At 38.4% G+C, this 24,529-nt stretch carries 10 protein-coding genes; 9 read left to right on the top strand and 1 reads right to left on the bottom strand.

What is annotated here, in order from left to right; translation table 11 throughout:
* The 4 genes from PHE88_10680 (at position 1) to PHE88_10665 (ending at position 3,602) form a co-directional block, all read left to right on the top strand.
* On the top strand, positions 1-735 hold the full coding sequence (locus PHE88_10680; GenBank protein ID MDD5688284.1) for a ThuA domain-containing protein: 735 nt from the start codon (positions 1-3) through the stop codon (positions 733-735).
* Between the two features lie 124 nt (positions 736-859).
* A complete protein-coding gene (locus PHE88_10675; protein MDD5688283.1) occupies positions 860-1,651 on the top strand; it encodes a methyltetrahydrofolate cobalamin methyltransferase in 792 nt (263 codons plus the stop codon).
* Complete coding sequence (locus PHE88_10670; protein MDD5688282.1) at positions 1,648-2,733, top strand: uroporphyrinogen decarboxylase family protein; 1,086 nt, start codon at positions 1,648-1,650, stop codon at positions 2,731-2,733. The genes PHE88_10675 and PHE88_10670 overlap by 4 nt, the downstream gene beginning before the upstream one ends.
* A complete protein-coding gene (locus PHE88_10665) occupies positions 2,730-3,602 on the top strand; it encodes an ARMT1-like domain-containing protein (protein ID MDD5688281.1) in 873 nt (290 codons plus the stop codon). Before PHE88_10670 ends, PHE88_10665 begins: the two co-directional genes overlap by 4 nt.
* Positions 3,603-3,648: 46 nt before the next feature.
* On the opposite strand, the gene PHE88_10660 is transcribed toward PHE88_10665, so the two are convergent.
* Positions 3,649-4,500: a helix-turn-helix domain-containing protein gene (locus tag PHE88_10660; protein MDD5688280.1), complete on the bottom strand. Its 852-nt coding sequence runs from the start codon at positions 4,498-4,500 to the stop codon at positions 3,649-3,651.
* A gap of 1,102 nt (positions 4,501-5,602) precedes the next feature.
* Between PHE88_10660 and PHE88_10655 the strand changes: the two genes are divergently transcribed.
* The 5 genes from PHE88_10655 to PHE88_10635 all read left to right on the top strand — a co-directional run bounded on the left by PHE88_10655 (position 5,603) and on the right by PHE88_10635 (position 24,462).
* Entirely contained in the window at positions 5,603-6,592 is a 990-nt protein-coding gene (locus PHE88_10655) for a PorV/PorQ family protein (protein MDD5688279.1), read from the top strand.
* Positions 6,593-6,701: 109 nt separating this feature from the next.
* Complete coding sequence (locus PHE88_10650) at positions 6,702-14,279, top strand: carbohydrate-binding protein (protein ID MDD5688278.1); 7,578 nt, start codon at positions 6,702-6,704, stop codon at positions 14,277-14,279.
* Between the two features lie 505 nt (positions 14,280-14,784).
* Positions 14,785-15,795: a PorV/PorQ family protein gene (locus PHE88_10645; GenBank protein MDD5688277.1), complete on the top strand. Its 1,011-nt coding sequence runs from the start codon at positions 14,785-14,787 to the stop codon at positions 15,793-15,795.
* Between the two features lie 100 nt (positions 15,796-15,895).
* Positions 15,896-19,867, top strand: a complete 3,972-nt coding sequence (locus tag PHE88_10640; GenBank protein MDD5688276.1) for a carbohydrate-binding protein — start codon at positions 15,896-15,898, stop codon at positions 19,865-19,867.
* A gap of 221 nt (positions 19,868-20,088) precedes the next feature.
* Entirely contained in the window at positions 20,089-24,462 is a 4,374-nt protein-coding gene (locus tag PHE88_10635; GenBank protein MDD5688275.1) for an Ig-like domain-containing protein, read from the top strand.
* Positions 24,463-24,529: the final 67 nt, after the last annotated feature.

Here is a 24,529-nt window from a genome sequence, read left to right as displayed (position 1 = left end):
ATGAATAAAATTAATGTTGTAGTATGGAACGAATTCAGGCATGAAAAAGAAGATAAAAAAGTTTCTGATATTTATCCTAAAGGTATTCATAATGCAATTGCTGACTTTTTAAGAAAAGAATCGGACTTTGACATAAAAACTGCTACATTGGATGAACCCGAACATGGTTTACCTAAGAATATTTTGGATAAAACTGATGTTCTTATCTGGTGGGGACATATGGCGCACGATGAAGTTGACGATAAAGTCGTTGATAGTATTCAAAAAAGAATTCTTGAAGGTATGGGATTAATAGTTCTACATTCAGGTCATTATTCAAAAATTTTTAAACGGCTTATGGGAACCACCTGTAAACTTAACTGGCGCGAAGCAGACGAAAGGGAACGACTCTGGGTAATTGAACCTTACCATCAGATTACTCAGGGAATTAATTCTTACATAGAACTTGCCAAAGAAGAGATGTATGGTGAAAGATTTGATGTTCCGGAACCTGATAAAGTTCTATTTATAAGCTGGTTTCAAGGTGGAGAAGTATTCAGAAGTGGTCTTACATACACCCGGGGTTTCGGAAAGATATTCTATTTCCAACCCGGGCATGAAAGTTACCCAAATTATTATAACGAACAAATTCAAAAAATATTATGTAATGCTGTGCATTGGGCAAATTTTTCAGGCAATAAATCAGTTGCAAAAGAAAGTCAACATGTAGAAAAATCACTTGAAAAAATAGTTTAATGTATCGAAATTTCAATTTTTTGCAGAGATAACGAGACTGTGTCTTCAATATCAGCTGGTCTGTAGCTGCAAAGTGAAACTTTGCTTAACTTGACAAAGTTAATATTAAAAAAGGAAGGTACAAATGATAATCATTGGAGAAAGAATTAACGCAACAAGAAAGAGTATCGGTGAAGCAATAGTAAAGAAAGATTCTAAATTTATTCAGCAGGAAGCATTAAACCAGGTTAATGCCGGAGCAAACCTGCTTGATTTAAATTGCGGAATGAGCGTAAAAAATGAAATGAGTGATATGGAGTGGTTAGTTAATATTGTTCAAGAGGTAACAGATATTTCTCTGGTGATAGACAGTCCTAATTATGAGGTAATTGAATCAGGACTTAAATTATGCAAAAAAAAGGCAATGGTTAATTCAATCACAGGGGAAAAAGAAAGAATTAAAATGATACTACCAATGGTAAAAAAATATGACACGGATGTAGTTGCACTAACGATGGATGAGAAAGGTATGCCTCACACCTCTCAAGAACGACTATCTATTGCAGAAAGTATAATTAACGTTGCAAAAGAATATAATATTTCAGCTGATAGAATATATTTTGACGCCCTGACAAGACCTGTCAGTACAGAACCTGACCAAACGATAGAATTTTTAGAAGCAATAAAATTAATAAAAAGTAAACTTGGAGCAAAAACAGTATGTGGTTTAAGCAACATATCTTTCGGATTACCTAATAGAAAACTACTCAATTCAACATTTTTAGCAATGGCGCTGTATGCAGGACTGGATGCCGCTATAATAGACCCTACTGACAGGCTAATGATGACAACTCTTAGAGCATCAGAAGCACTTTTAGGAAAAGACGAATATTGTTTAAATTATATTACAGATTTCAAGAAGGAGAAGGCTACATGACAAAACCAAATCCTGATTTTAACAGATTACGCAAAGTATTATTAAGGGAAGGAGAACCCGACCGCGTTCCTTTTTTTGATCTTTTTATAGATGGAATATTTATGGAAGCAGTTATAAATAAATCTTTTGATAAACTTGATTTTAAAACAAGAGCCGGTAAAGAACAATATTGGAAATGGATAATAGAATTTTATTATCAGGCAGGTTATGATTATGTTACTGAAGGAATAGGGGAAATTTTTCCACGCTCTAATCGTTTGAAAGGACAAGATACTGCATCTTCAACCGGCGATACGAGAACATGGCAGGATGAACATCACGGGGCAATAGAAAACCGGCAGGATTTTGAAAAATATCCCTGGAATAATCTTAAACCTATTAATTTGTCACATTTTGAATTTATGTCAAAAAACCTTCCTGACGGGATGATGTTGATTCCTTGCGGTCCCGGCGGAGTATTAGAAAATGTAATGTGGCTGATGGGTTACGAACCGATGTCATATGCAATATATGAAGACCCGCAGTTAATTCAGGATATGTTTGATAAAGTCGGCGGGACTCTTGTTAAAACATTTGAAACATTATGCCAGTTAGATAAAGTTGGTGCTATGGCGGTAGGCGACGATATGGGATTTAAAACTCAAACCATGTTTTCTCCTAAAATATTACGTAAATATGTTTTTCCCTGGCAAAAAAAAATCGTTGAAGTTGCCCATAAACATAATCTTCCTTTCATACTGCATTCTTGCGGAATGTTAGACAACATAATGGATGACCTCATAGATGATGTGGGCATAGATGCAAAACACTCTTATGAAGATGTAATTATGCCGGTTACTGAAGCAAAGAAAAAATATGGCAATAGAGTAGCAATTATGGGTGGCGTAGACATGGATAAATTAAGTAGTTTGCCGGTAGATAAATTTCGCCTTTATGTCCGAAATATAATTAAGGAATGTGCACCCGGTGGTAATTATGCGTTAGGTTCAGGGAATAGTCTTGCTAACTACGTAAAAGTAGAAAATTATTTAGCAATGTTGGATGAAGGTTTGAAATACGGGAAATACCCCATTGGAAAATGAAAACACACGATGACTGCATTCCATGCTATTTTAAACAAGTATTATCTATTGTTCAAAAAGTAACAGATGACGAAAAGCTGCAATCATCTGCTATAAAAAAAGCATCTGAAATATCTTCAAAGCTATCCTTAGAAAACAGTCCGGCAGAAAATATCTATTTCATTCTTAAAGAAATTCATACTATTCTTGACTGTACTGACCCGTTCAAAGAAGATAAAATAAAATACAACAGAATAGCATTAGATATGTATCCGCAGCTGCAAAATATTGTCCGCACTTCTAAAAACCCCTTATACACGGCAACCCAAATCGCTGCTGCAGGAAACATAATCGACTTAGGAATACAAAAATCATTTAATATAACAGATACTTTAAATGAAGTGTTAAAAAATGGTTTTGGTATCAATCACTTTGATGATTTTAAAAAAAATGTTGAGAAAGCACGTAATATATTATACTTACTCGACAATACTGGGGAAATCGTTTTTGATAAAATTTTAATTGAACAGATAAAATCACATAATATTACTGTCGTTGTAAATGAAGGTCCTATTTTGAACGATGCTACTTACGAAGACGCTATTCTTGTAGGCTTGGATAAAATTGCCAAAGTCATTACTACCGGCACAGATACAATAGGAAAAATACCTGAAAGAAGTTCATCGCAATTCAAAGATGCTTTTTATTCTGCGGACTTAATCATAGCAAAAGGTCATGCAAATTATGAAATATTAAATGAAACAAATCTAAATATTTTCTTTATATTAAGAGCGAAATGCGATGTAGTAGCACAAAGTTTAGGTGTTAAATGCGGAGAATCTGCGTTATTTAACCCATATTTTGCATTAGAAAAGCAAAATTTAAGTTGAAGTTGAGTAATTAACATCTTGTTATAATATTTTGTTTTATAAAATCCTATGATTTAGAAAAAACTGTATGTTTGCGATAATCTATATCTTTATGGAAATAACCCGGCGGAAGTTTAAAATATTTTTTAAATAATCTTGAAAAAAGATATACATTGTGAAATCCTACTTTATAAGCAATGGCTTTTAAAGGCAACCTTGTATGTAAAACCATACTTTTAGCAGTTTCCAGACGAATAATCCTTAAATCTTCCATCGGAGTATGTCCTGTAAGTTTTTTATATTTTTTTAAAAGATGATCTTCACTCAGACAGACATAGTTTGCCATATTTTTCAATGTCATAGATTTGTTTAAATCTTGTGCCATAAAACTTTTTAAATTACTAACAAAAAAGTGTCTCTCTCCAGATTCGCATATTCTTGCTAATTCAATTTTGATGATTTCAAACGTTTTCTCCTGTAGTAAAACTTTGCGAGAATAATTTGATTTGTCTTGTTCCCACAACCATTTAGCTAAAAAACGAATTTTGCCGCTTGCGTCATGCATTAGAATTGGAAACTTAATCTTTCCCTGTTCTTCCCATGAAATACAGATAATTTCATTTCCTCGAATAAACCGTTCCTTATGAAATACTCCTGCATGATAAAACAGGATATCACCAGCTTTTGCACAAATCTCTTTTTTCAATATTTCTACATACATTGAACCTTTAAGGACAATGATGAGTTCATGAAAAGAGTGAGAATGTCTCGAGATTTTACAAATATAATCCTTAGTAGCATCTATTATATGATGAAATACCTCTCTAATTTTTACACTTGTTGTATTGTGTGTAATATGTGTTTCAAGAACTGGTATTGAACATTCTTTTTTATTTTTTAAGCTATTTTTTGTTTTCATATATTTATCTAAAGCTTTATTCTTAGACGGAAACATGCTAATTATATAAATTTATTTAAAATTGTCAATGGCACGTTGGTTCAATTACCTGTTTTTTCTAATTAAAATACCCTTATTTTATACTTTTTCGCATCAAGTTTCACTTGGCAGGGATGAATGCGAAATAAGTACCTTGATGCCTTGCGGCTTGCCGCAGGGAGTTTTAATAGTTTTTGAAAACTTTCATTTCTATTAGTTTTTCATTATTCAAAATGAGATTCCAAAACAAGTCCAGAATGACATTATAGTTAATAAGAGACAAAATAGTCTATTATTTGGGATATAGTCTGACTATTGATAACTATTTGCTAAATCCTGTATTCCGGCCACTGCTTACCGGTTCCTATTGAAAAAGATATATTCCCCTTTCCGTCAATAAAACTTTTCAACAGCACGGTTTTAGATAAAATGTTAAAAAAACAAAAACTTATAGATTTTAATCTTCGTCGACAAAAAAGTTTTTATATAAGCTGATAAAAATAATAAGCACCTGTTTTGGATAAAGCAAATATCTTGACAAAAAAATAGAAGTGCGTTATATATGTAGTGAAGCACAAGAAAAGATTAGGTGTAAGCAAATAGCGAGTAGTAGGTAGTTGATGTGCAAAAAGGAGGCAAAAGAAGTTTATGTTGTTTTACCCCGCAAATTGCGGGGTCATGTGCTCAGTCGGTGCAATGGCTCCGACTTCCGCGCATAGATTCCGAAAAGGCTGCTCCTGCGAAAGCGGGATGAGTTCGCAAAACCAAGGGCTAAGATAGTGAAAGCCAACAGGTTGCCGATAAACGCCAAACCACAAGCGGTTTACACGCTTGTGGCTATCAAGCCAACAAGGTTACCGAAAACAAAGGAAGTTAATTAGAGAATTAGTTAATTAGCGAATTAGATTGAAATGAACTTAATTTGCTAAATTAAACAACTAAATATCTATTGAACTTCTTTTTTTTGTTTTATTGAGTCCCCTACCGGAGACCAATAAAACAATCCCAATCACATATTCAGTTATAAATAAAAATTGGGATCATCAACCGAAAACACAAGAACAGTAGTAAATTGGAGGTTTTTATGAAAAACGCAATAAACGAAATTAAGAACAAGGAGGTTAATATGCGCAAAGCGATAAGCACACTGATATTGTCAGTCATGGTAGTAGGTACTATATGTATGGGTAACTTAGAAGCCGGTGTAAGCAGTTCAGCGATGCAGTTCTTGAAAGTAGGCATAGGCGCTAAACAGGAAGGCATGGGCGGCGCACAGGTAGCAGTAGCTGAAGATGTCAATAGCGTATATTGGAATCCGGCAGGGTTAGGTTCAGTGAGTGCGACCGAACTATCATTTATGCATTTATCACTTTATGAAGGAATAAATTATGAGTATCTGGCCATGGGACATCCTGTAAATGAAAGTTCCACAATAGGTTTACAAATAATGTATCTTAATTACGGCAGTATGGATAAGACATTAGAAGATGCAAGTGGAGCATATGATGCGGTAGGCAGTGCAGGCAGTTATAGTGCGAAGGATATGGGTGGAGCGATAAGTTACGGCAAGCAGGTAGATGAGACAATAAATGTAGGTGGTAGTTTGAAGATGGTAACCTCAAAAATAGATAGCGATAGTGCTAGTGGTTTTGGATTAGACTTAGGAGTAGAGTATGTTCCTGTAAAAGGCGGATTACAATTAGGTCTGGTGGTTCAGAACATAGGTGGTAAAGTAGGCAGCGATAGTTTGCCAGGCAACATAAAAGCGGGAATAGGTAAAAAGCTATCAGCATTTGAAGGCGAGAACAACCTAACGATAGCAGCAGATGTTAATTACGGGTTAGACAGTGCCAGTATAAAAGAGAACATAGGAATGGAGTTAATAATAGCGGAGATGGTAGGAATCAGGGCAGGATATAAGCTCGGCTATGATGAAGAGAGTTACACATTAGGCGGCGGGTTTAAGATAGCTGGAGAAAGTTCAACCTTTAATATAGACTATGCATTTATACCGACAAAAGATTTAGGCGACACGCATAGAATATCGCTTGGTATAAGGTTTGGAAATAAATAATAGAAATTAGAAATTGATAGAAATTAGTAGAAATTAATAGAAATAAAACAACAAATTTCAACAAATTTCAATAAGTTTCAATAAATTTCAGGAAATTGGAGGTTTAGTTATGGGTAAGATTATCAGATGGTGTATGATGTTAGTAGCGATAATGTTTGTAAGTTGTATGGTAACAAAAAGTTGGGCTGATTTTTATCCCGGGACTGCTGACAATATTTATAAAGATTTTACCAGAGTAGCAGCAGGCTGGTATTTTGGTTTTGCTGTTTGTGGAAATCCATACACCGCAGAAGCTCTTAATGCAGATGGAACTCCTTCAGGTCACGGATTTGGAGGGTGTTTATTAGAAAAATATGGGGGAAATCCGGCCCCTTATCTGGTTGTGACTGGAATTGATACTGCCGGTGCAACAAAAGCGGAAATATATATATCTCAATGGGGTGGACATAGTGGTACATTAGATGAAACGTTTAGTGTGAATCGTAATCTTAATTCTGCTGCACCGTGGGTACCTTTACCACTACCTGTTGGTACATCTCAGCGTGGTGATAATTACTTTAGATGTTTATATAACACAGTGGCAACAGCTGTTCCATTAACTGGTGCAGGCTCAATAGTTGCAGGTGATAATAGAGTTTATTTTACTGCTGGTTCTCAGCCTATTGGCATGCCATTTTTATGGATATATTCAACTACAGTGCGTGTTTATTATAGCAGTTCAAAAGCTCATCCTACAGGTACTATCACTTCACCGACTCCAGGAAGTGCATTAGGCGATAGTCCGATTTTCACTGCCAATGTGCCTGCATATACAGGTGGTATAAGACAAGTGGACTTTATAGGATGGTATAAAGATATTAATTGGGAAGGCGATGGTCGTTTTCAAAACTGGCATCATACATATAGAGACGGTACACTTCTTAGACATATAGGCACTGGTATTCCTAATATATCAGGACAAGTCACAGTAACATGGGATACAACTTGGATACCTGATCAGGACCAACCAATGAAGGTGTTAGCTCGCATAGTAGGTAACGACGGTATGTGTTATATCACAGATACAGTTGACGGCCTTACATTATCCAGGACCACATATAATGTAAAGTTAATTTCCTCATATGATGTTCCAGCGGGCTTTGATATCGCTACTTGGTCACCAGAGAAGACCTGTCATTATAACATTGATACAATGGACAACGCAACAGCTGCAAAACTTATTGTACATACATGGAATGGCGTAGGAGAGGAAAATGATCTTTTCACTCACAAAATACTTACTAACAATCAAACTACTCTTCCTGCTTCTATACGTGAATTTGGTATCAATGGTACAAGGTTAGTGGATGCTGGCGGCCAATATGTAGGTCCGATAGGCGCAGAGATGGCTCCCGCTTTTAATACTTATGATATTCCAAATGTAAGTATTCTAACAGCTGGCGTAAACACATTTTATGCGAAGTGCAATACACAACATCATGCACTTGAGATAAACTGGCCAGGACCGATGATATTAGTGAAATATACTACTGGTGGTCTGCCTACAGCGCATGTGCCGGTAATAAGCCCGACAAGCGGAGAAACACCTTTAGCAGTAACAATAACCTGTGATGCAGGTGATACCATAAGATATACAACAGACAACTCACCTGTTACTTCAACATCTGATATATGGAGTAATAAGACCATTTATGGCGCATGCACATTAAAATCAAGGGCATTTGCAACAGGTAAGAATGGGAGTCCAACAGCGACCGCAACATATACAGGTTCTTCGGTGCAAAACGGAAACCCAAGAGGGTATCTGCCTGTAACGGTTGCAGCCGGCAGTTATGAAAGATATGACAAGCCGGTAGAAGTATCGGTTAATTTTTCATCATATATTAGTGAAGTTGGTTTCAGCGGGAATTTTGCTGAAGGTTCATTAAGAGTCAAAGAGACGGATAGTTCAGGTAATCTTAAAACCGGCAAAGAAAATATTGCTTTCCAATTTGAGAAGGATGCAGGTTATAGTGCGTCAAGTAATGCATCCGGTATTATTACCTTTATCATGGACGGACTCACATTGGCAAATACAAGCAGGTATTTTAAAATATTTTTTGATACAGATGAGACTATGTCTGTCGGCAATTTTGCTAATCAGGTAACAGTAACGGACGGTGTAATAGATGAAGGACATAGCAGTTATAAAATAATGACGCAGAATGCAACATATTATTATTCCAAAGCAGGATGTGCATTTTCAAGCATTGTTGATAAAGATGGTAACGACTGGGTAGGTTATACAACAGCAGGTACCCTAGGCAATCAATACCGAGGGATACCTAACATGATCCATCCTGAAGGCGGTTTTCATCCTAATTTTATTAATGGTTCAAGTAGCCTTGTTAGTGTAGGTCCGGTTAAGACAAAGATTTTTTCATATGTAGATAGTGGCGGGCGATGGGAGTGTTATTGGGATATATATCCGAAATATGCAAAGATGACACTTACAAAAGCTGGTCACAAGTATTGGTTTTTATATGAAGGAGTACCGGGTGGCGGTGCGTGGAATACAACAGATGCCTGTGTCCGGTCAAATGGAACAAGAAATTTACTTGATTGCGACCAAGCTACTGCAAACGCATGGGTGGGTGACATAACTCCTGAGTGGGTATATTTTGAAGATAGTTCTATTACCAATCCCCGTTCTCTTTTCTTTGCACATCACGAAGATGATAGTTTAGTAGATTCAAATTGGAGAATCAAGTACCAGTCAGATGATTATTGTACAGTATTTGGATTTGGTAGAAATGGTTGGACAGGTTCATCTGATCCAACTAGTCCAGATAATCAAGGGTATATGAGTGTATTACCTGCACATTTTACACTGGGGCTTTATGATAGTAAAACGTATGCAGATATGACTAAGGTGGTAGATTCAGCATACCGTGATTTGACTGTGACACCGGGAACACCGGGACCACAAGCTCCGGCAGAGCCGATAAAACTTAATCCTGACAATCATCATTACTTTACTTACAAAAATAAGCCGACAGTTCTGGTTGGCTCTAATGAACATTATGGTGCAGTATTGAATGGTGATTTTGACTATATCACATATTTGAATGAAATCCAATCCAAAGGACTTAACTATACCCGCATATTTAGTGGAGTATATATTGAGCCAAATCCGTATATGTGTACTCCTCGTTGGTGGGGTATTTGGGATAATACGCTTGGTCCAACTAATAGCGCCTTTCTCTGTCCTTGGGCAAGAAGCACTACTGTTAAAGGATTTGCGGGGGATACAAACAGCTACAAGTTTGACTTAACCAAGTGGGATGATGCAGGCACGCCAGCTAATTCATATTTCCCCCGACTCAAGGATTTTGTTAAGCAAGCTGATGATAGAGGTATAGTAGTAGAACTCGTCTTTTTCTGTCCTTACTGGTGTAATGATGCCGGAACACTTGCGCTTCCTAATATGTGGGACCGCTCTCCCATGAAGGCAAGTAATAATGTCAACAGTGTAGGAAATACAGTATCTTGGAATACCACTGGTTCTAATATGGTCTGGGATATTAACAATAATGACGGTTTGACGGTCTATATGTCTTCTATGGTTACTAAAATAGTTCAGGAGTTAAATGAATATAACAATGTCATTTATCAGCCGGGTATTGAGACTTATAAGGGTGATGGAACAGATGCTCATCCTGGTGTTGTTATGAGAACTACATTTGAGCAATTCGTTAATTCTAAAATTGTTGCGGCAGAGTTATCACTTTCGAAAAAACACATTATTTCTCAAAATGGTGCTTTAGGTATTGGTGCAGTTAATCCGGGTGTGTCTTTTCTTAACTGGGATGCACACGCTACCGGCAGTTATATTAGTAATTACTTGAGTTTCAATATACCTCTGGGAAATGATGAGATTACATATGCAGGGAAAGCAGATGGTACTTATCGTGGTTGGGGATGGGAATGGATCATGAAGGGTGGTGCACTATATAACATGCTTGATTTATCATTCACCACGCCTCACGCAGATGGTTCATTTTCTGCTAATCAAACCCCTTGCGGATATGATGATCTTCTTGGTGGAAGTCCAGCGTTACGTACTCAATTGGGGATTTTGAAAAAATTTATTCATTCTGTTAATTTTGTAAAAATGGTACCTAATGGTTCGGCACCTAGTGGTTCAATAGGGCTGCTTGGTAATAATGGTAATAAACAACAGGTTTATTATTTTGCAACCAAACCAGTTTCTTTTACGGCCACTAATTTACAAGCCGGCAGTTATAAAGCCGAGTGGATTGATGTCTTAAATTTGAACACAGACGGGACATTGAAGGTAGTGGGGACACCACAAACATTTACCGCAACAGGTAGCCAAAGTATAACTGTTCCGAGTTATAGTGGTACTGATATAGCACTACGGATACTAGATAATGTCGGTGTGCCAGTTGTAAGTATAAGCACAATAGGAGTAATAAATGGCAGTAATCCGCCCGCTACATTAACAATAAAAGCAGATGCGACTAGCACACCCAGCAGTATAGGTATAAAACAAATAGATTTTTACAATAGCAGTACATTACTTGGAACAGATAACAGTGCGCCATACGAATGTGTATGGGTAACTCCTGCAGGCTCAGCGAATTACAGTATAACAGCGAAAGCGACCGATAATAATAATGCTACTACGACATCTGCAGCATGGATAGTATCAGTCGGAGGTAGTACTCCACCACCATCGCAGCATGCATATCACCCTGAAGATCTAAATTCAACATTGCCATGGTCGGTAAGTTCCGGAACAACAACGATACAGGCAGAAAATTACGATACAGGTGGAGAGAACGTGGCATACCATGATAGAGATACTACTAACCGAGGATCATATAGACCAAGCGAGGGTGTAGATGTATATGGTAATACAAGTGATACAGGTGGTGGGTATCATGTAGGTTATGTCCAGCCAGAAGAATGGCTTGAATACAGCATAAATGTGGCACAAGACGGCGATTATAATGTAAGGCTACGAGCAAGCAATGCTCCTGCTAGTGCCGGACCTATACATATAGAATTCATCAAGGATAGTTCAGCTAATAAAATAACGCCAGCAATAACAGTAGCAGCAGATACAGTATGGCGTGATATAGAAGTTTCATCCAGAATAGCCTTAACCGCCGGCAACCAGATAATGAAGTTGGTAATGGAAGCAAATGCTGCAACATGGTGTGGCGATTTAAATTACATTGAATTAATAAAGGTAAGTGGTGAGGCGCCTAATACAGTAGCAACACCTACGATTAGCCCGGCAGCAGGACCATACTCAGGTTCTGTTACTGTAACACTTGGCTGTGCAACCAGCGGAGCGGAAATAAGATATACGACAGATGGAACAGATCCGACATCATCTTCAACACTATATTCTGCACCGTTTACACTAACAGCAAGTGCAACAGTCCGAACTCGTGCGTTTAAAGCTACTATGACTGACAGTTCTGTAAATAGTGTCGCATATACAGTAACAAGTGTTTCAACTCAACAGTCATATGGCAACACACCAGCAGGAACTCCATGGCAGATAGTAACAGGGACAACAACGATAGAAGCAGAAAATTACGATTGGGTGCCAAGTGGTACGTCTGCTGAAAAGACATATCATGATAGTGATTCTATTAACCGTGGTGGTGCATACAGAGCAAGTGAAGGTGTAGATATAGAATCAATCGCTATTGCCAGTAATGGCTACGATGTAGGGTATTGTCAGTCTGGCGAGTGGTTGGAATACAGTGTAAATGTAAATCAAGGTGGTGACTACAAAGTAATAGCGAGAGCAGGTCGTGGAATTTCAGGTTCAGCTCCGTTCCATATTGAATTTGGTCCGCATGATGCAACAAACATTGTAACCCCATCAGTAAGTGTACCTAATACCGGTGGATGGCAGACATTTACAGATGTAACAGTTGCAAATTCAATAACACTTACAGCAGGCGACCAGATAATGAAGTTAGTAATGGACTCCGGTAGTACAGATGCTGGTAATTTTGATTATATTAAGTTAATAAGCCTAACTGCAGATACAACACCGCCATCAGTAAGTGTGGTAACACCAACAAGCATAACGGGTAGCGGAGTAGTTGTAACTTGGACGACAAATGAACCTGCAAACAGTAAGATAGAGTATGGCTTAACTACAAGTTATGGAAGTGCAACGACAGTAACAGATATCGCTGGTGTATACACTCACAGTGTTACACTAAGCGGACTTACCCAAAACACAGTTTATCATTACAGGATAGTGTCTGTAGATATGAATGGCAATATAACAACGAGTGGTGATTACAGTTTTACAACTACTAAAAATGATCCTACTCCGCCGATAATAACCAGTGTCCGAGCCAGTGTAACAACAAATGGTGCCATAATAACATGGACAACCGATGAGAATTCCGACACTCAGGTAGGATATGGCACAACAACGGCATTAGGCACCACAACTCCATTAGATTCAACATTAGTAAGGTTACACAGTGTTTCCATTCCCGGGTTACTGAAGAACAAAACCTATTATTATAAGGTCTATAGCCGTGACTCATCAGACAATCTTGCAACATCAGCACAATATAGTTTTAAGACACTTAATAACATAAAGCACAGGATATATACCTATTACTATGATGACGGGACAACGACAACCAAAGTAGGAGCATCAGCATCAGCAAGTTTGAAATTCAAGGTTCAGGTATATAATTTGGATGAGAACAGTTTAGCGACCGATTACACCGGGACAGTAACACTTACAACCAAGAACAGCAAGAGTAGTGTCCTTGATACTACTGATTCAACTTTAATTGAAGCAGATGCAGGAGAGAAGGAAGTCGCAATCCCGTTCCGTAGCGATATAAATACAATTGAACTGACCGGAGACGTTACAGCTCCGGTAGTGATAAATTTCAGTGATATGTATATAGCGAAATTAGTAGGCTACCAGGGTGGTTCAATACGAGGCTCCAACGGTTTAAAGATACTGATACCCACAGGTGTCCTGTCTGCAAACAAGTATCTTGCATCAATAAAAACGAGTGCAGCGCCGGCAGTTAGGAACACAATGAAATATGTTAATACAGTTAATCCGATATGTTATGATTTTGGCGAGTTATCATTTGGAACCGGAAATGCGCCGGTATTGGAAAACCAGGTATTTACAAGAGCAGTTAACATAACAATACCATATACAAAAGCGGATATAGGGACATTAAACGAAGATGGACTTAGAATCTACTACTGGACCGGTACAGATTGGGAATTGGTTACAGGAATCCAGACAGTAGATAAATCAAACAATACGGTAACCGCAACAGTCAAACACTTCTCAACATATCGTATATTGGGCAGTTATGTATCTGCTGATATGAGTAATGTTAAAGTGTATCCGACCCCATATAATCCTAATACAGCGGTTCAGGGTAAGTTGAAGATAATTAATTTACCAATGAACTGTATAATGAAGTTGTATAGTGTAACGGGTGAAAAAGTCAGGGAACTCAAAGAAATAGACTTTGGTAATCTTGGCTGGCTCGAGTGGGATGGTAAGAATGATGATGGTGACAAAGTAGGTAGAGCAGTATATATTTACCAGATAGAAGACGCTGCCGGTAACAAGAAGACAGGTAAGTTCGGATTGATAAAATAAGAGAAGTGTTATAGAGTTAATAGAGTTAATAGAGTTTATAGAGTTAAAACCCTATAACGCTAAAACCCTAAAACTCTATAACTTTTATATAATTCCGAAAAGGCTGCTCAAGGGAAACCTTGATGAGTTCGCAAAACCAAGGGCTAAGATAGTGTAACCCAACAAGTTGCCGATAAGCGACAAATAAGAAAAACAGGTAAAGGTAGAGGTAAAGATAAAGAAAGACAACAAATAAATACCTGGACTATCAAGCTAGCAAGGTTATCGAAAACAGAAAGAAGTGGATTAGAGAATTAGCGAATTAGTTAATTAGGTTAAAGAATACACCTAATAACTATTTAGTTAGTTTTCTGGTACGCTTTTTTTTTGTTTATTTGAGTCCCCTACCGGAGACTAAAATAAACAATCCCGATAACATATTCTGTTATAAATAGAAATCGGGATCATCAACTCAAGAACAAGAGAACATTAGAACATAAGAATAGTTTTTAATGGGGAAATATTTATGAAGAGAGTAACGTCAGTCCAATGTCCGAAGTCCAATGTCCGAGGTTTAAAGTCTTTAATCTTCAATCTTAAATCCAGTATTTTCTTCTTTCTTCTTTCTTCTTGCCTCTTGCTTCTTGCTTCCAGTAACACAAGCGCATCATTTAACAAGGCATCTGTCGGCACCAGCGGCGCCCAGTTCCTTAAGTTAGGTGCAGGTGCAAAGTACATAGGGCTTGGCGGCGTAGGTGTAGTAGGCAGCGGCGATGCCAGTGTTATTTATTGGAACGAAGCCGGATTAACCGGATTAGATAGACCTGCAATAAGCATAATGCATAGTATGTGGTTAGCTGATATAGGTTACAGTTATGTAGGGTATGAACATCCTGTAACAGGAATAGGCGTAATAGGTATAGGAGTTCAGTATTTAAATTACGGCACTATAAAAGGCGCAGATGAGAACGGTGTAGAAGAGAGCAGTTTTAGTCCGAGTGACACTTCCACTACTTTGAGTTACGGCAATAAGCTAAACGAAGACTTGTCTATTGGTGTAGGTATAAAATATATAAGCAGTAAGATAAAGAACAGCGGAAGTGCGATAGCAGGTGATTTAGGTTTGTTATACAAACAATCAGACAGTAACCTTAGTATAGGGTTAGCAATGCAAAATGTAGGCGGCAAGATAAAGTATGAAGACCAGGCTGACAATTTGCCTATGGTGGTCAGGTTAGGGTTTGGGTATGAGGTTATGGATGCGTTATTATTAGTAGGCGGTATAGAAGCATCAAATGACAAGGCAATTAATGTTGCTATTGGCGGTATGGGAAGCGAGTATACATATAGAGTGAATGAAGATACAAATATAGTAGGCAGGTTAGGGTATAATGCGAAGACAAAAGACATAGGCGGGTTAAAAGGTTTAAGTTTAGGCAGCGGGGTAGGATATAAAGGATACCAGTTGGATTATGCGTTTGTCCCGTTTGGCAATTTAGGTGATACGCACCAAGTGTCTATGAATGTGAAATTCTAAGAAAACATATTAAAAGATTGAAAGATTGAAAGATTTTCTAATTTTTAAATCTTTTAATACAGTTAATAATCTTTTCAATTGATTTTATGGAGTTAAGCAAATGGGTGCAGTTATCAGAAAGTTTATGATGCGTGCAGTACCAATAAGGAAATTTGTTTTAGTTGTAATGGCGATTGGATTGGCAACGGCGGGAACTATTAATGCGGCAACGTATTATGTTGCCACAACCGGTAATGATGGAAATCCTGGAACTGAAGCATCACCGTGGCGGACCATACAGAAAGGAGCCAGTACTGCAGTGGCAGGAGATACAGTTTATATCAAAACAGGAACCTATACAGGACAGGTTGATGTTAAGAATTCAGGCAGTGCCGGAAAATACATTACTTTCTCGGCATATCCGGGTAATACGGTTACAATTGACGGTAGCGGCGTAGATTTTACGAATAATCGTGACGGCGGAATATTCCAGATATGGGATAAATCTTACATCAAAGTAAACGGTTTAAGAATAATCCATTCCGGATATGCAGGTTTATATGCAAACAAATCAGGCGGCGGTCAAAATGCTCCGTCTTATATTGAGTTTACGAATAATTACATTGAAGATACTTGGGCGTCTGCAATACTTATAATGGGTGGAATGGCTGCAAATGGATATGGTCAAGGTGTTATTATATCAGGGAATACTGTTTACAATGGTCATAATCAAAATCCTACTCAGAATCATGAAGTGATTTCAGTAGGAGGCGGGCAGAACAATTTTGATATATTCAATAACTATATCAGTTATTCATTCGGTGGAGTGTTTGATTCAAAAGATGGTGTATCTAACGGTAAGATTCATGATAATACAATCACAAATTGTGATTATTCAGGTATATATATAGATGCATATAATAATGGTGCACGTAACATACAAGTATATAATAATAAAATATTCAATCAGAGGAATGCAGGAACAGATTGCAATGGAATTAATGTTGCATCAGAACAACCGGGCGGAGTTCTTGATGGCGTGTATATATATAATAATTTAATATACAATAATCCGGGAACTGCCTTAAGACTGACAAGAGATAGTCAAGGAACTGTAAAAAATGTAACATTTGAGAACAACACAATATATAATAATGGTATAGGAAATTCAGATAGAGGTGGAATATATCTTGAGTATACTCCGGCGACTGGTATTATAATACGAAACAATATATTTGCAAATAATAATTCATTCCAAATTAGAAGTGATGTTGCAGGTGCTACCATAACTAATAACGTAGTATATGGCACACAACCATATGGTTCAGGTTCAAACGTTATAACCTCAAATCCGTTATTTATATCTACAAGTATACCTGATTTCCATCTTCAAGCTACATCTCCGGCGATAGATAAAGGTTCTTCGGCTTCATTTGTTCCATCAGTTGATTATGCCGGCACGACAAGACCACAAGGTGCGGGTTATGATATTGGAGCTTATGAATACGGCAGCACAGTATCACCTGCGATAACAGTAACAGCACCCAACGGTGGTGAGTCATGGGCTGTAAATAGCAACCAGACAGTAACATGGACCAGCGCTGGAACAGTAGGTAATGTTAAAATAGAAATTTCAACTGATGGCGGAACCACTTGGTCAATATTAAATTCAAAATCAAGCATAACAAACGACGGCAGTGAATCGGTAACAGTACCCAATACGCCAAGCGCTACTTGTCGTATAAGAGTATCAGAGACAGACGGCAGTCCTACTGATACGTCCAATGCCAACTTTACTATAACTGCACCAGTATCGCAATCTCCATACGGCGGAACTGCAAGAAGCATACCGGGCACAATTCAGGTAGAAGATTTTGATAATGGCGGAGAAGGAGTAGCATACCACGATACTGACGGCGTAAATGAAGGTAATTTATATAGAACCGCAGATGGTGTAGACATAGAAGCCACAACAGACACCGGCGGCGGTTATAATATCGGCTGGACACTTGCAGGTGAATGGCTGGAATATACAGTTAATGTAGTAACTGCAGGGACATACACATTGGAAGCCCGCGTGGCATCCGAAAGTGTTGGCGGAAAGTTTCACGTAGAATTCAACGGCACTGACAAAACAGGTCCCATCACAGTTCCAACTACCGGCGGCAATCAGACATGGACAACAGTGTCAAAAACAGTTTCTCTGTCATCAGGCCAACAGGTGATGAGAGTTGCGTTGGACAGCATAGGTGATTATAACGTTGGAAATATCAATTACATCAAATTAGTGAAACCGGGCAATGCATCACCAACGGTAAGTATAACCGCACCGGCAAACGGGGCTACATATAATACCGGTGCTTCTGTAACTATAAATTGTACTGCTATTGACAGCGACGGGACAGTAGCTAGTGTAAAGTTTTATGCAGGCAGCACGTTACTTGCAACGGATATTTCTGCACCTTACAGTTACACATGGACACCGGCAGTGGGAAGTTACAGTTTAACTGCAGTAGCTACTGATAATCTTGGAGCGACAGGCACATCACCGGCGATATCAATAACAGTAACCTACACTCCGCCAGTCAGCACAAATATTGTTAAAAATCCGGGTTTTGAATCAGGTAAAACTTCATGGTTATATTATGCCGGAGCCGGCGGGTCATTTACTGCATCAACACCGGGATATACAGGAACTTATGCAGGCAAATGCACAGTGACTGCTGCCAGCACAAATATACAACTTTATCAAACTGGGATATCGCTTAAATCAGGTACTAAGTATAGGCTTAGTTTTTCCGGATATTCAACAACCGGCAATGATGTATCGGTGCGAATATTTAAACACGTTTCGCCGTATACAAGTTACAGTGTAAGCAAGACATTTAATCTTACCACTTCATGGCAGAAGTTTACTACAGAGTTTATTGCTACCGGATTTACCGGCACTGTTAGTGACGGCAGACTACAGTTTTGGTTTGCATCATACGCGAAAGCAGGCGATGTATATTATATAGATGATGTTCAATTAGAAGAAGTCAGTATTCTTGCTGCGCCTTCACTTGTTTCGGTTACAGATGATTCCGGTAATTTAGTAATAGCAGGAAATGTGCGGGAGTATAAGGGCAGCTGCGGAATAGCTGAAGTTATAATGAAGATAACCGGAAATAGTATTGAAGAATGTATGACTACTGCTAACCCGTATAGTGAACCGGAAACAATAACTAATGACGGGTATTACGAGTTTAACGGAATATCTCAAACCGGCAGTTATGTTATAGAGCCGGAAAATATTAGTAATGTACGGTTCTGGCCCAGGAAGATGTCTTACAGCGGATTAAGTAGTGATTTACTAGAAGCGAATTATGTTTGCAGGCAGTTGAGTGTAACAAGAACAGTAAATCCACAAATACTAATAAACAGCGGCATGGCAGTAACGCCTTTAAACGATAGTAGCAGTGTAGACAGCGAAATAAATCTAGTGGTGCCTAAAGAAGCGTTTAGCCAATCTGTAAACATGACACTGACAGCAATAAATGTGCCGATATCAAATAAGCCTGCATTAAAAGTAGTAGGGTATGGAGTAAATATTCTAAATGACAAGAATTTACAACCGGTAAAGGAAGTAACTATAACAATAAATTATGATGACAGTGGAATAACCGGCAGTAAAGAGGCCAACTTAGTTCTTGGCTGGTATGATGAAGTTAATAATCGTTGGGTAACGTTACCTACGACAGTATACTCAGCTGACAACAAGGTAGTAGCAAAGAGCAGTCATTTAGGCAAGTTTGCGTTATTGGAGTTAGTGCCGGCAGCTGATTTAAGCAACATAAAGATATATCCTATGCCATATAATCCACTAAAAAATACTGCGGGGATGATTATAGAGAACCTGACAGCGGGAGCGGTATTAAAGATATACACGGTAGGCGGCGATTTAGTCAGGGAGCTAAGTGATAGCAATAATAGCGGCAGTGTGGTGTGGAATGGCAAAAATGAAAGTGGCAATACAGTAGCCAGCGGAGTATATATATTGTATATAAAAGGGACAACCGGAGTAAATAAAATAAAGATTGCTGTTGAAAAGTGAGACAAAGTCGCTTGTCCGCCAAATATCCAGCGTCAGGTCCGATGTCTTTGCCAGCCAACGATTTCTTGCCCGCCAAAGATTCCTTGCCCGCCAAGGATTCAGTGGAGGGAGTGGCGGGCGATGTCCAATGTCCGAAGTCAAGAAGATTGAATATTGAAAATTAGAAAAAAGGGTATAGGGTTTTAACTCTATAACAGAATTTGTATAAAACAAGGAGATCAATGAATAAAATTCTTAAGTATTTATTATTAGTTGCAGGATTGGTATTAGCATGCGGCACGGTAGTAACTTCAGAACCGATAAAACTTCATCCTATTAACAATCGTTACTTTCTCTATAAAGGTAAGCCAACAGTTCTGATTACCTCTGATGAACATTATGGTGCGGTATTAAATAAAGATTTTGATTATATCACATATTTGGATGAACTCAAGAACAAGGGGCTAAATTATACTCTCATATTTACCGGAACATATATTGAGCCGGCTGTTAATATAGCTTCGGACACCTTCAGGTGGTGGAATATTGACGATAATACTCTTGGTCCAACTAACAACGGCTTTCTTTGTCCTTGGGCAAGAAGCACTACTCAAAAAGGATTTGCTGGGGATCCGAACAGTTACAAGTTTGACCTATCCAAGTGGGATGATGCAGGCACACCGGCTAATTCATATTTCCCTCGCCTAAGAGATTTCATTAAGCAAGCTGATGATAGAGGTATAGCGGTAGTAATTGTTTTTTTCCTTCCTTTTAATGAGGCAAGTAAAGGTAAAATGTGGGAACGCTCTCCTATGAATGGTGGTAGCGGAGTTAAAAATGGTCTCCCTGGTGTAGGTAATGATATTGACGGTATAAGCAATAATGTTAACAGTGCGGGAAACATTGCGTATTTAACTTCTACTGGCGACGATAGTATTTGGGATATTCGCGATAATGGTTTGCATAATGACGGTTTGACGGTCTATATGTCTTCTATGGTTACTAAAATAGTTCAGGAATTGAATGAATTTGACAATGTCATTTACGAGTCGATTGGAGAGTCTTGGATGGGTGGTAGTATTAGGGGAATCGAATTTGACAATTACATCATTTCTAAATTTGTTACGACAGAGACATCTCTTCCGAAAAAACACCTTATTTGTCAAGGTAGAAATGCCAGTTGGGCACCAACTTATAACATCAACCCGAATGCGTCTGTTTTTTTCTACTCCGGGCCTCCGCTCAATACTATAGCAAAAAATTACTTTCATAATATACCTATAGGGCTTGATGAGCTTACATATTTAGGTATAGCCGATGCCCCATATCGTTGTTTTGGATGGAAATGGTTAATGGCTGGCGGTGCAGAATATGCTGTGCTTGATTTAACATTTACTCCGGGTCCGGGAGGAGGTTCAGGTTTAAAGGTTCTACCTTACTATACTTCTCGCTACGATTATTTCACCAACAAATCAATCTCATTTACTATCGGAGGCGGAGGTCCGGCATTACGTACTCAAATGGGAATTTTGAAGAGTTTTATGGATAGTTTTGATTTTGTAAACATGCACCCTGACAATTCAATTATAGCAGGAGCTCTTCCTTCCGGAACAACTGCGTGGGCGCTGGTTCAGGATGGCAAACAATATGCTATTTATATAGAAAAGAACATACCATCTCTTAATGTTAATCTACAAGGAGTCACAGGCACCTATAAAGTAGAATGGGTTAATACTAAAACAGGTAACATAGATAAAACAGAGACATTTCCACACACCGGAGGTACAAAAGTACTGATTCCACCGAGTTATACTGATGATATAGCACTGCGAATACTGGATACTGCCGATGTGCAGCAACCACCGGTTGTAAGTATTAGCACAATAGGAGTAATAAATGGCAGTAATCCACCTGCTACTTTAACAATAAAAGTAAACGCAACAGCATATGATGGTAAGAGCATAAACCAAGTAGATTTTTACAATAATAGTAACAACTGGATTGGAACAGACACCAGTTCGCCATATGAGTTTGTATGGACTGTTAACAATCCGGGGGATTACAGTATAACAGCGAAAGCAACAGATAGTGGCGGTTTGTCTAAGATATCTACACCACCACAAGTAGTAACAATAGGCGGTACTCCACCACCACCGCAGCATGCATATCATCCTGAAGATATAACTTCAACATTGCCATGGTCAGTAGGCTCCGGGACGACAACTATACAAGTAGAAGATTATGATATGGTAACAACAGGTAGTGGTGAGGGCATAGCATACCATGATAGAGATACTACTAACCGAAGTGGTTTATACCGACCAAATGAAGGAGTAGATATAGGAACAGACAGTGATACCGGCGGAGGAGGGTATCATGTAGGGTGGGCACAACCTGGCGAATGGCTTGAATACAGTATAAATGTGGTTCAAGATGGCGATTATAAAATAAGGCTACGCTCAAGCAATGCACCTGATATTACTGGACCAATCCACATAGAATTCATAAAGACTAGTTCAGCAGATATAGTAACGCCGTCAATAATAGTAATTCCAGATACAATATGGCGCTCAATAGAAGTTACACCCAGGATATCGCTAACCGCAGGTAACCAGATAATGAGGTTAGTAATGTTAGATAACGTAGCAACATACTGTGGCGATTTAAATTACATTGAATTAATAAGGGTAAGTAGTGGAACAGTGCCTCCTCCTCCGACAATAACCGTAACATCACCCAATGGAGGAGAGACATGGCCAGCAAATAGCAACCAGAAAGTAGAATGGACAATTCAAGGCACATGGCCAATTTTCGTAGGCAATATAAATATAGATTTATCCACAAATGGCGGGACTACATGGAATACGCTTGTCCCCAGTGTACCAGCATCAAATGGCAGTCAAGTGATAACAATCCCCAACACACCAAGCACAAACTGCCTAATAAGGGTTCAGTCCAATGGCAATGGCAGTCCTACAGATTCATCCAATGCCAATTTTACAATAACAGCACCTGATAATATATTACCGATAATAAATATAACCTCACCGGCAAATAACTCTATAGTACCGACCTCACCAATAACAATAAGTGGTACAGCATCCGATAATGTAGGGTTAAAGAGAGTAGAGGTAAAGGTTGGCGTATCAGGAATATACGAAACAGCGACAGGGTTAGCGACATGGAACAAAAGTGGCTTCTCATTAGTGAGTGGTCCTAATATAATATATGCAAGAGCAACCGATACATCAGATAATGTAAAGGTAGCAACAATAACGGTGACATATATACCGTCTACTCCGCCGATAATAACCAATGTCCGAGCCAGTGTAACAACAAATGGTGCCATAATAACATGGACAACTGATGAGAATTCCGACACTCAGGTAGGATATGGTACTACAACAGCACTTGGCACAGTATCTCCATTAGATATCAACATGACAAGGTTACACAGTGTTTCCATTACCGGGTTACTGAAGAACAAAACCTATTATTATAAGGTCTATAGCCGTGACTCATCAGACAATCTTGCAACATCATCTCAATATAGTTTTAAGACACTTAATAATATAAAGCACAGAATATATACCTATTACTACGATGATGGAACAACTACAACCAAAGTAGGCGCATCAGCATCAGCGAGTTTGAAGTTCAAGGTTCAGGTATATAATTTGGATGAGAACAGTTTAGCAACCGATTACACCGGGACAGTAACACTTACAACCAAGAACAGCAAGAGTAGTGTCCTTGATACTACTGATTCAACTTTAATTGAAGCAGATGCAGGAGAGAAGGAAGTCGCAATCCCGTTCCGTAGTGATATAAATACAATTGAACTGACTGGAGACGTTACAGCTCCGGTAGTGATAAATTTCAGTGATATGTATATAGCGAAATTAGTAGGCTACCAGGGTGGTTCAATACGAGGTTCCAACGGTCTAAAGATATTAATACCGACAGGAGTTCTGTCCGCAAATAAGTTTCTTGCCTCAATAAAGACTAGTGCAGCACCGGCAGTTAGGAACACAATGAAATATGTTAATACAGTTAATCCGATATGTTATGATTTTGGCGAGTTAACATTTAATAATAATGCTCCTGTATTGGAAAACCAGGTATTCACAAGGGCAGTGAACATAACGATACCATATACAAAAGCGGATATAGGGACATTAAACGAAGATGGACTTAGAATCTATTACTGGACCGGGACAGATTGGGATTTGGTTACAGGAGTCCAGACAGTAGACAAAGCAAACAATACGGTAACCGCAACAGTCAGACACTTCTCAACATATCGTATATTGGGCAGTTATGTATCTGCTGATATCAATAATGTTAAAGTCTATCCAACCCCATATAATCCTAATACAGCGGTACAGGGTAAATTGAAGATAATTAATTTACCAATGAACTGTGTTATGAAATTGTATAGTGTGACGGGTGAGATGGTTAGGGAACTCAAAGAAATAGATTTTGGTAATCTTGGCTGGCTCGAGTGGGATGGTAAGAATGATGATGGTGACAAAGTAGGTAGAGGAGTATATATTTACCAGATAGAAGACGCTGCCGGTAGTAAAAAAACCGGAAAAATAGGGCTAGTGAAGTAAGATATAAGCAAGAGGTCAGAAGTCAGATATCAGATGTTATCTTATTTCTTGAATCTTAGATCTTTAA

The sequence above is a fragment of the Elusimicrobiota bacterium genome (assembly GCA_028718185.1).
Lineage (GTDB): Bacteria > Elusimicrobiota > UBA8919 > UBA8919 > UBA8919 > JAQUMH01.
The sequence above is the reverse complement of the archived record's forward strand: the minus strand, read 5'-3'. Positions and strand labels throughout refer to the sequence as shown.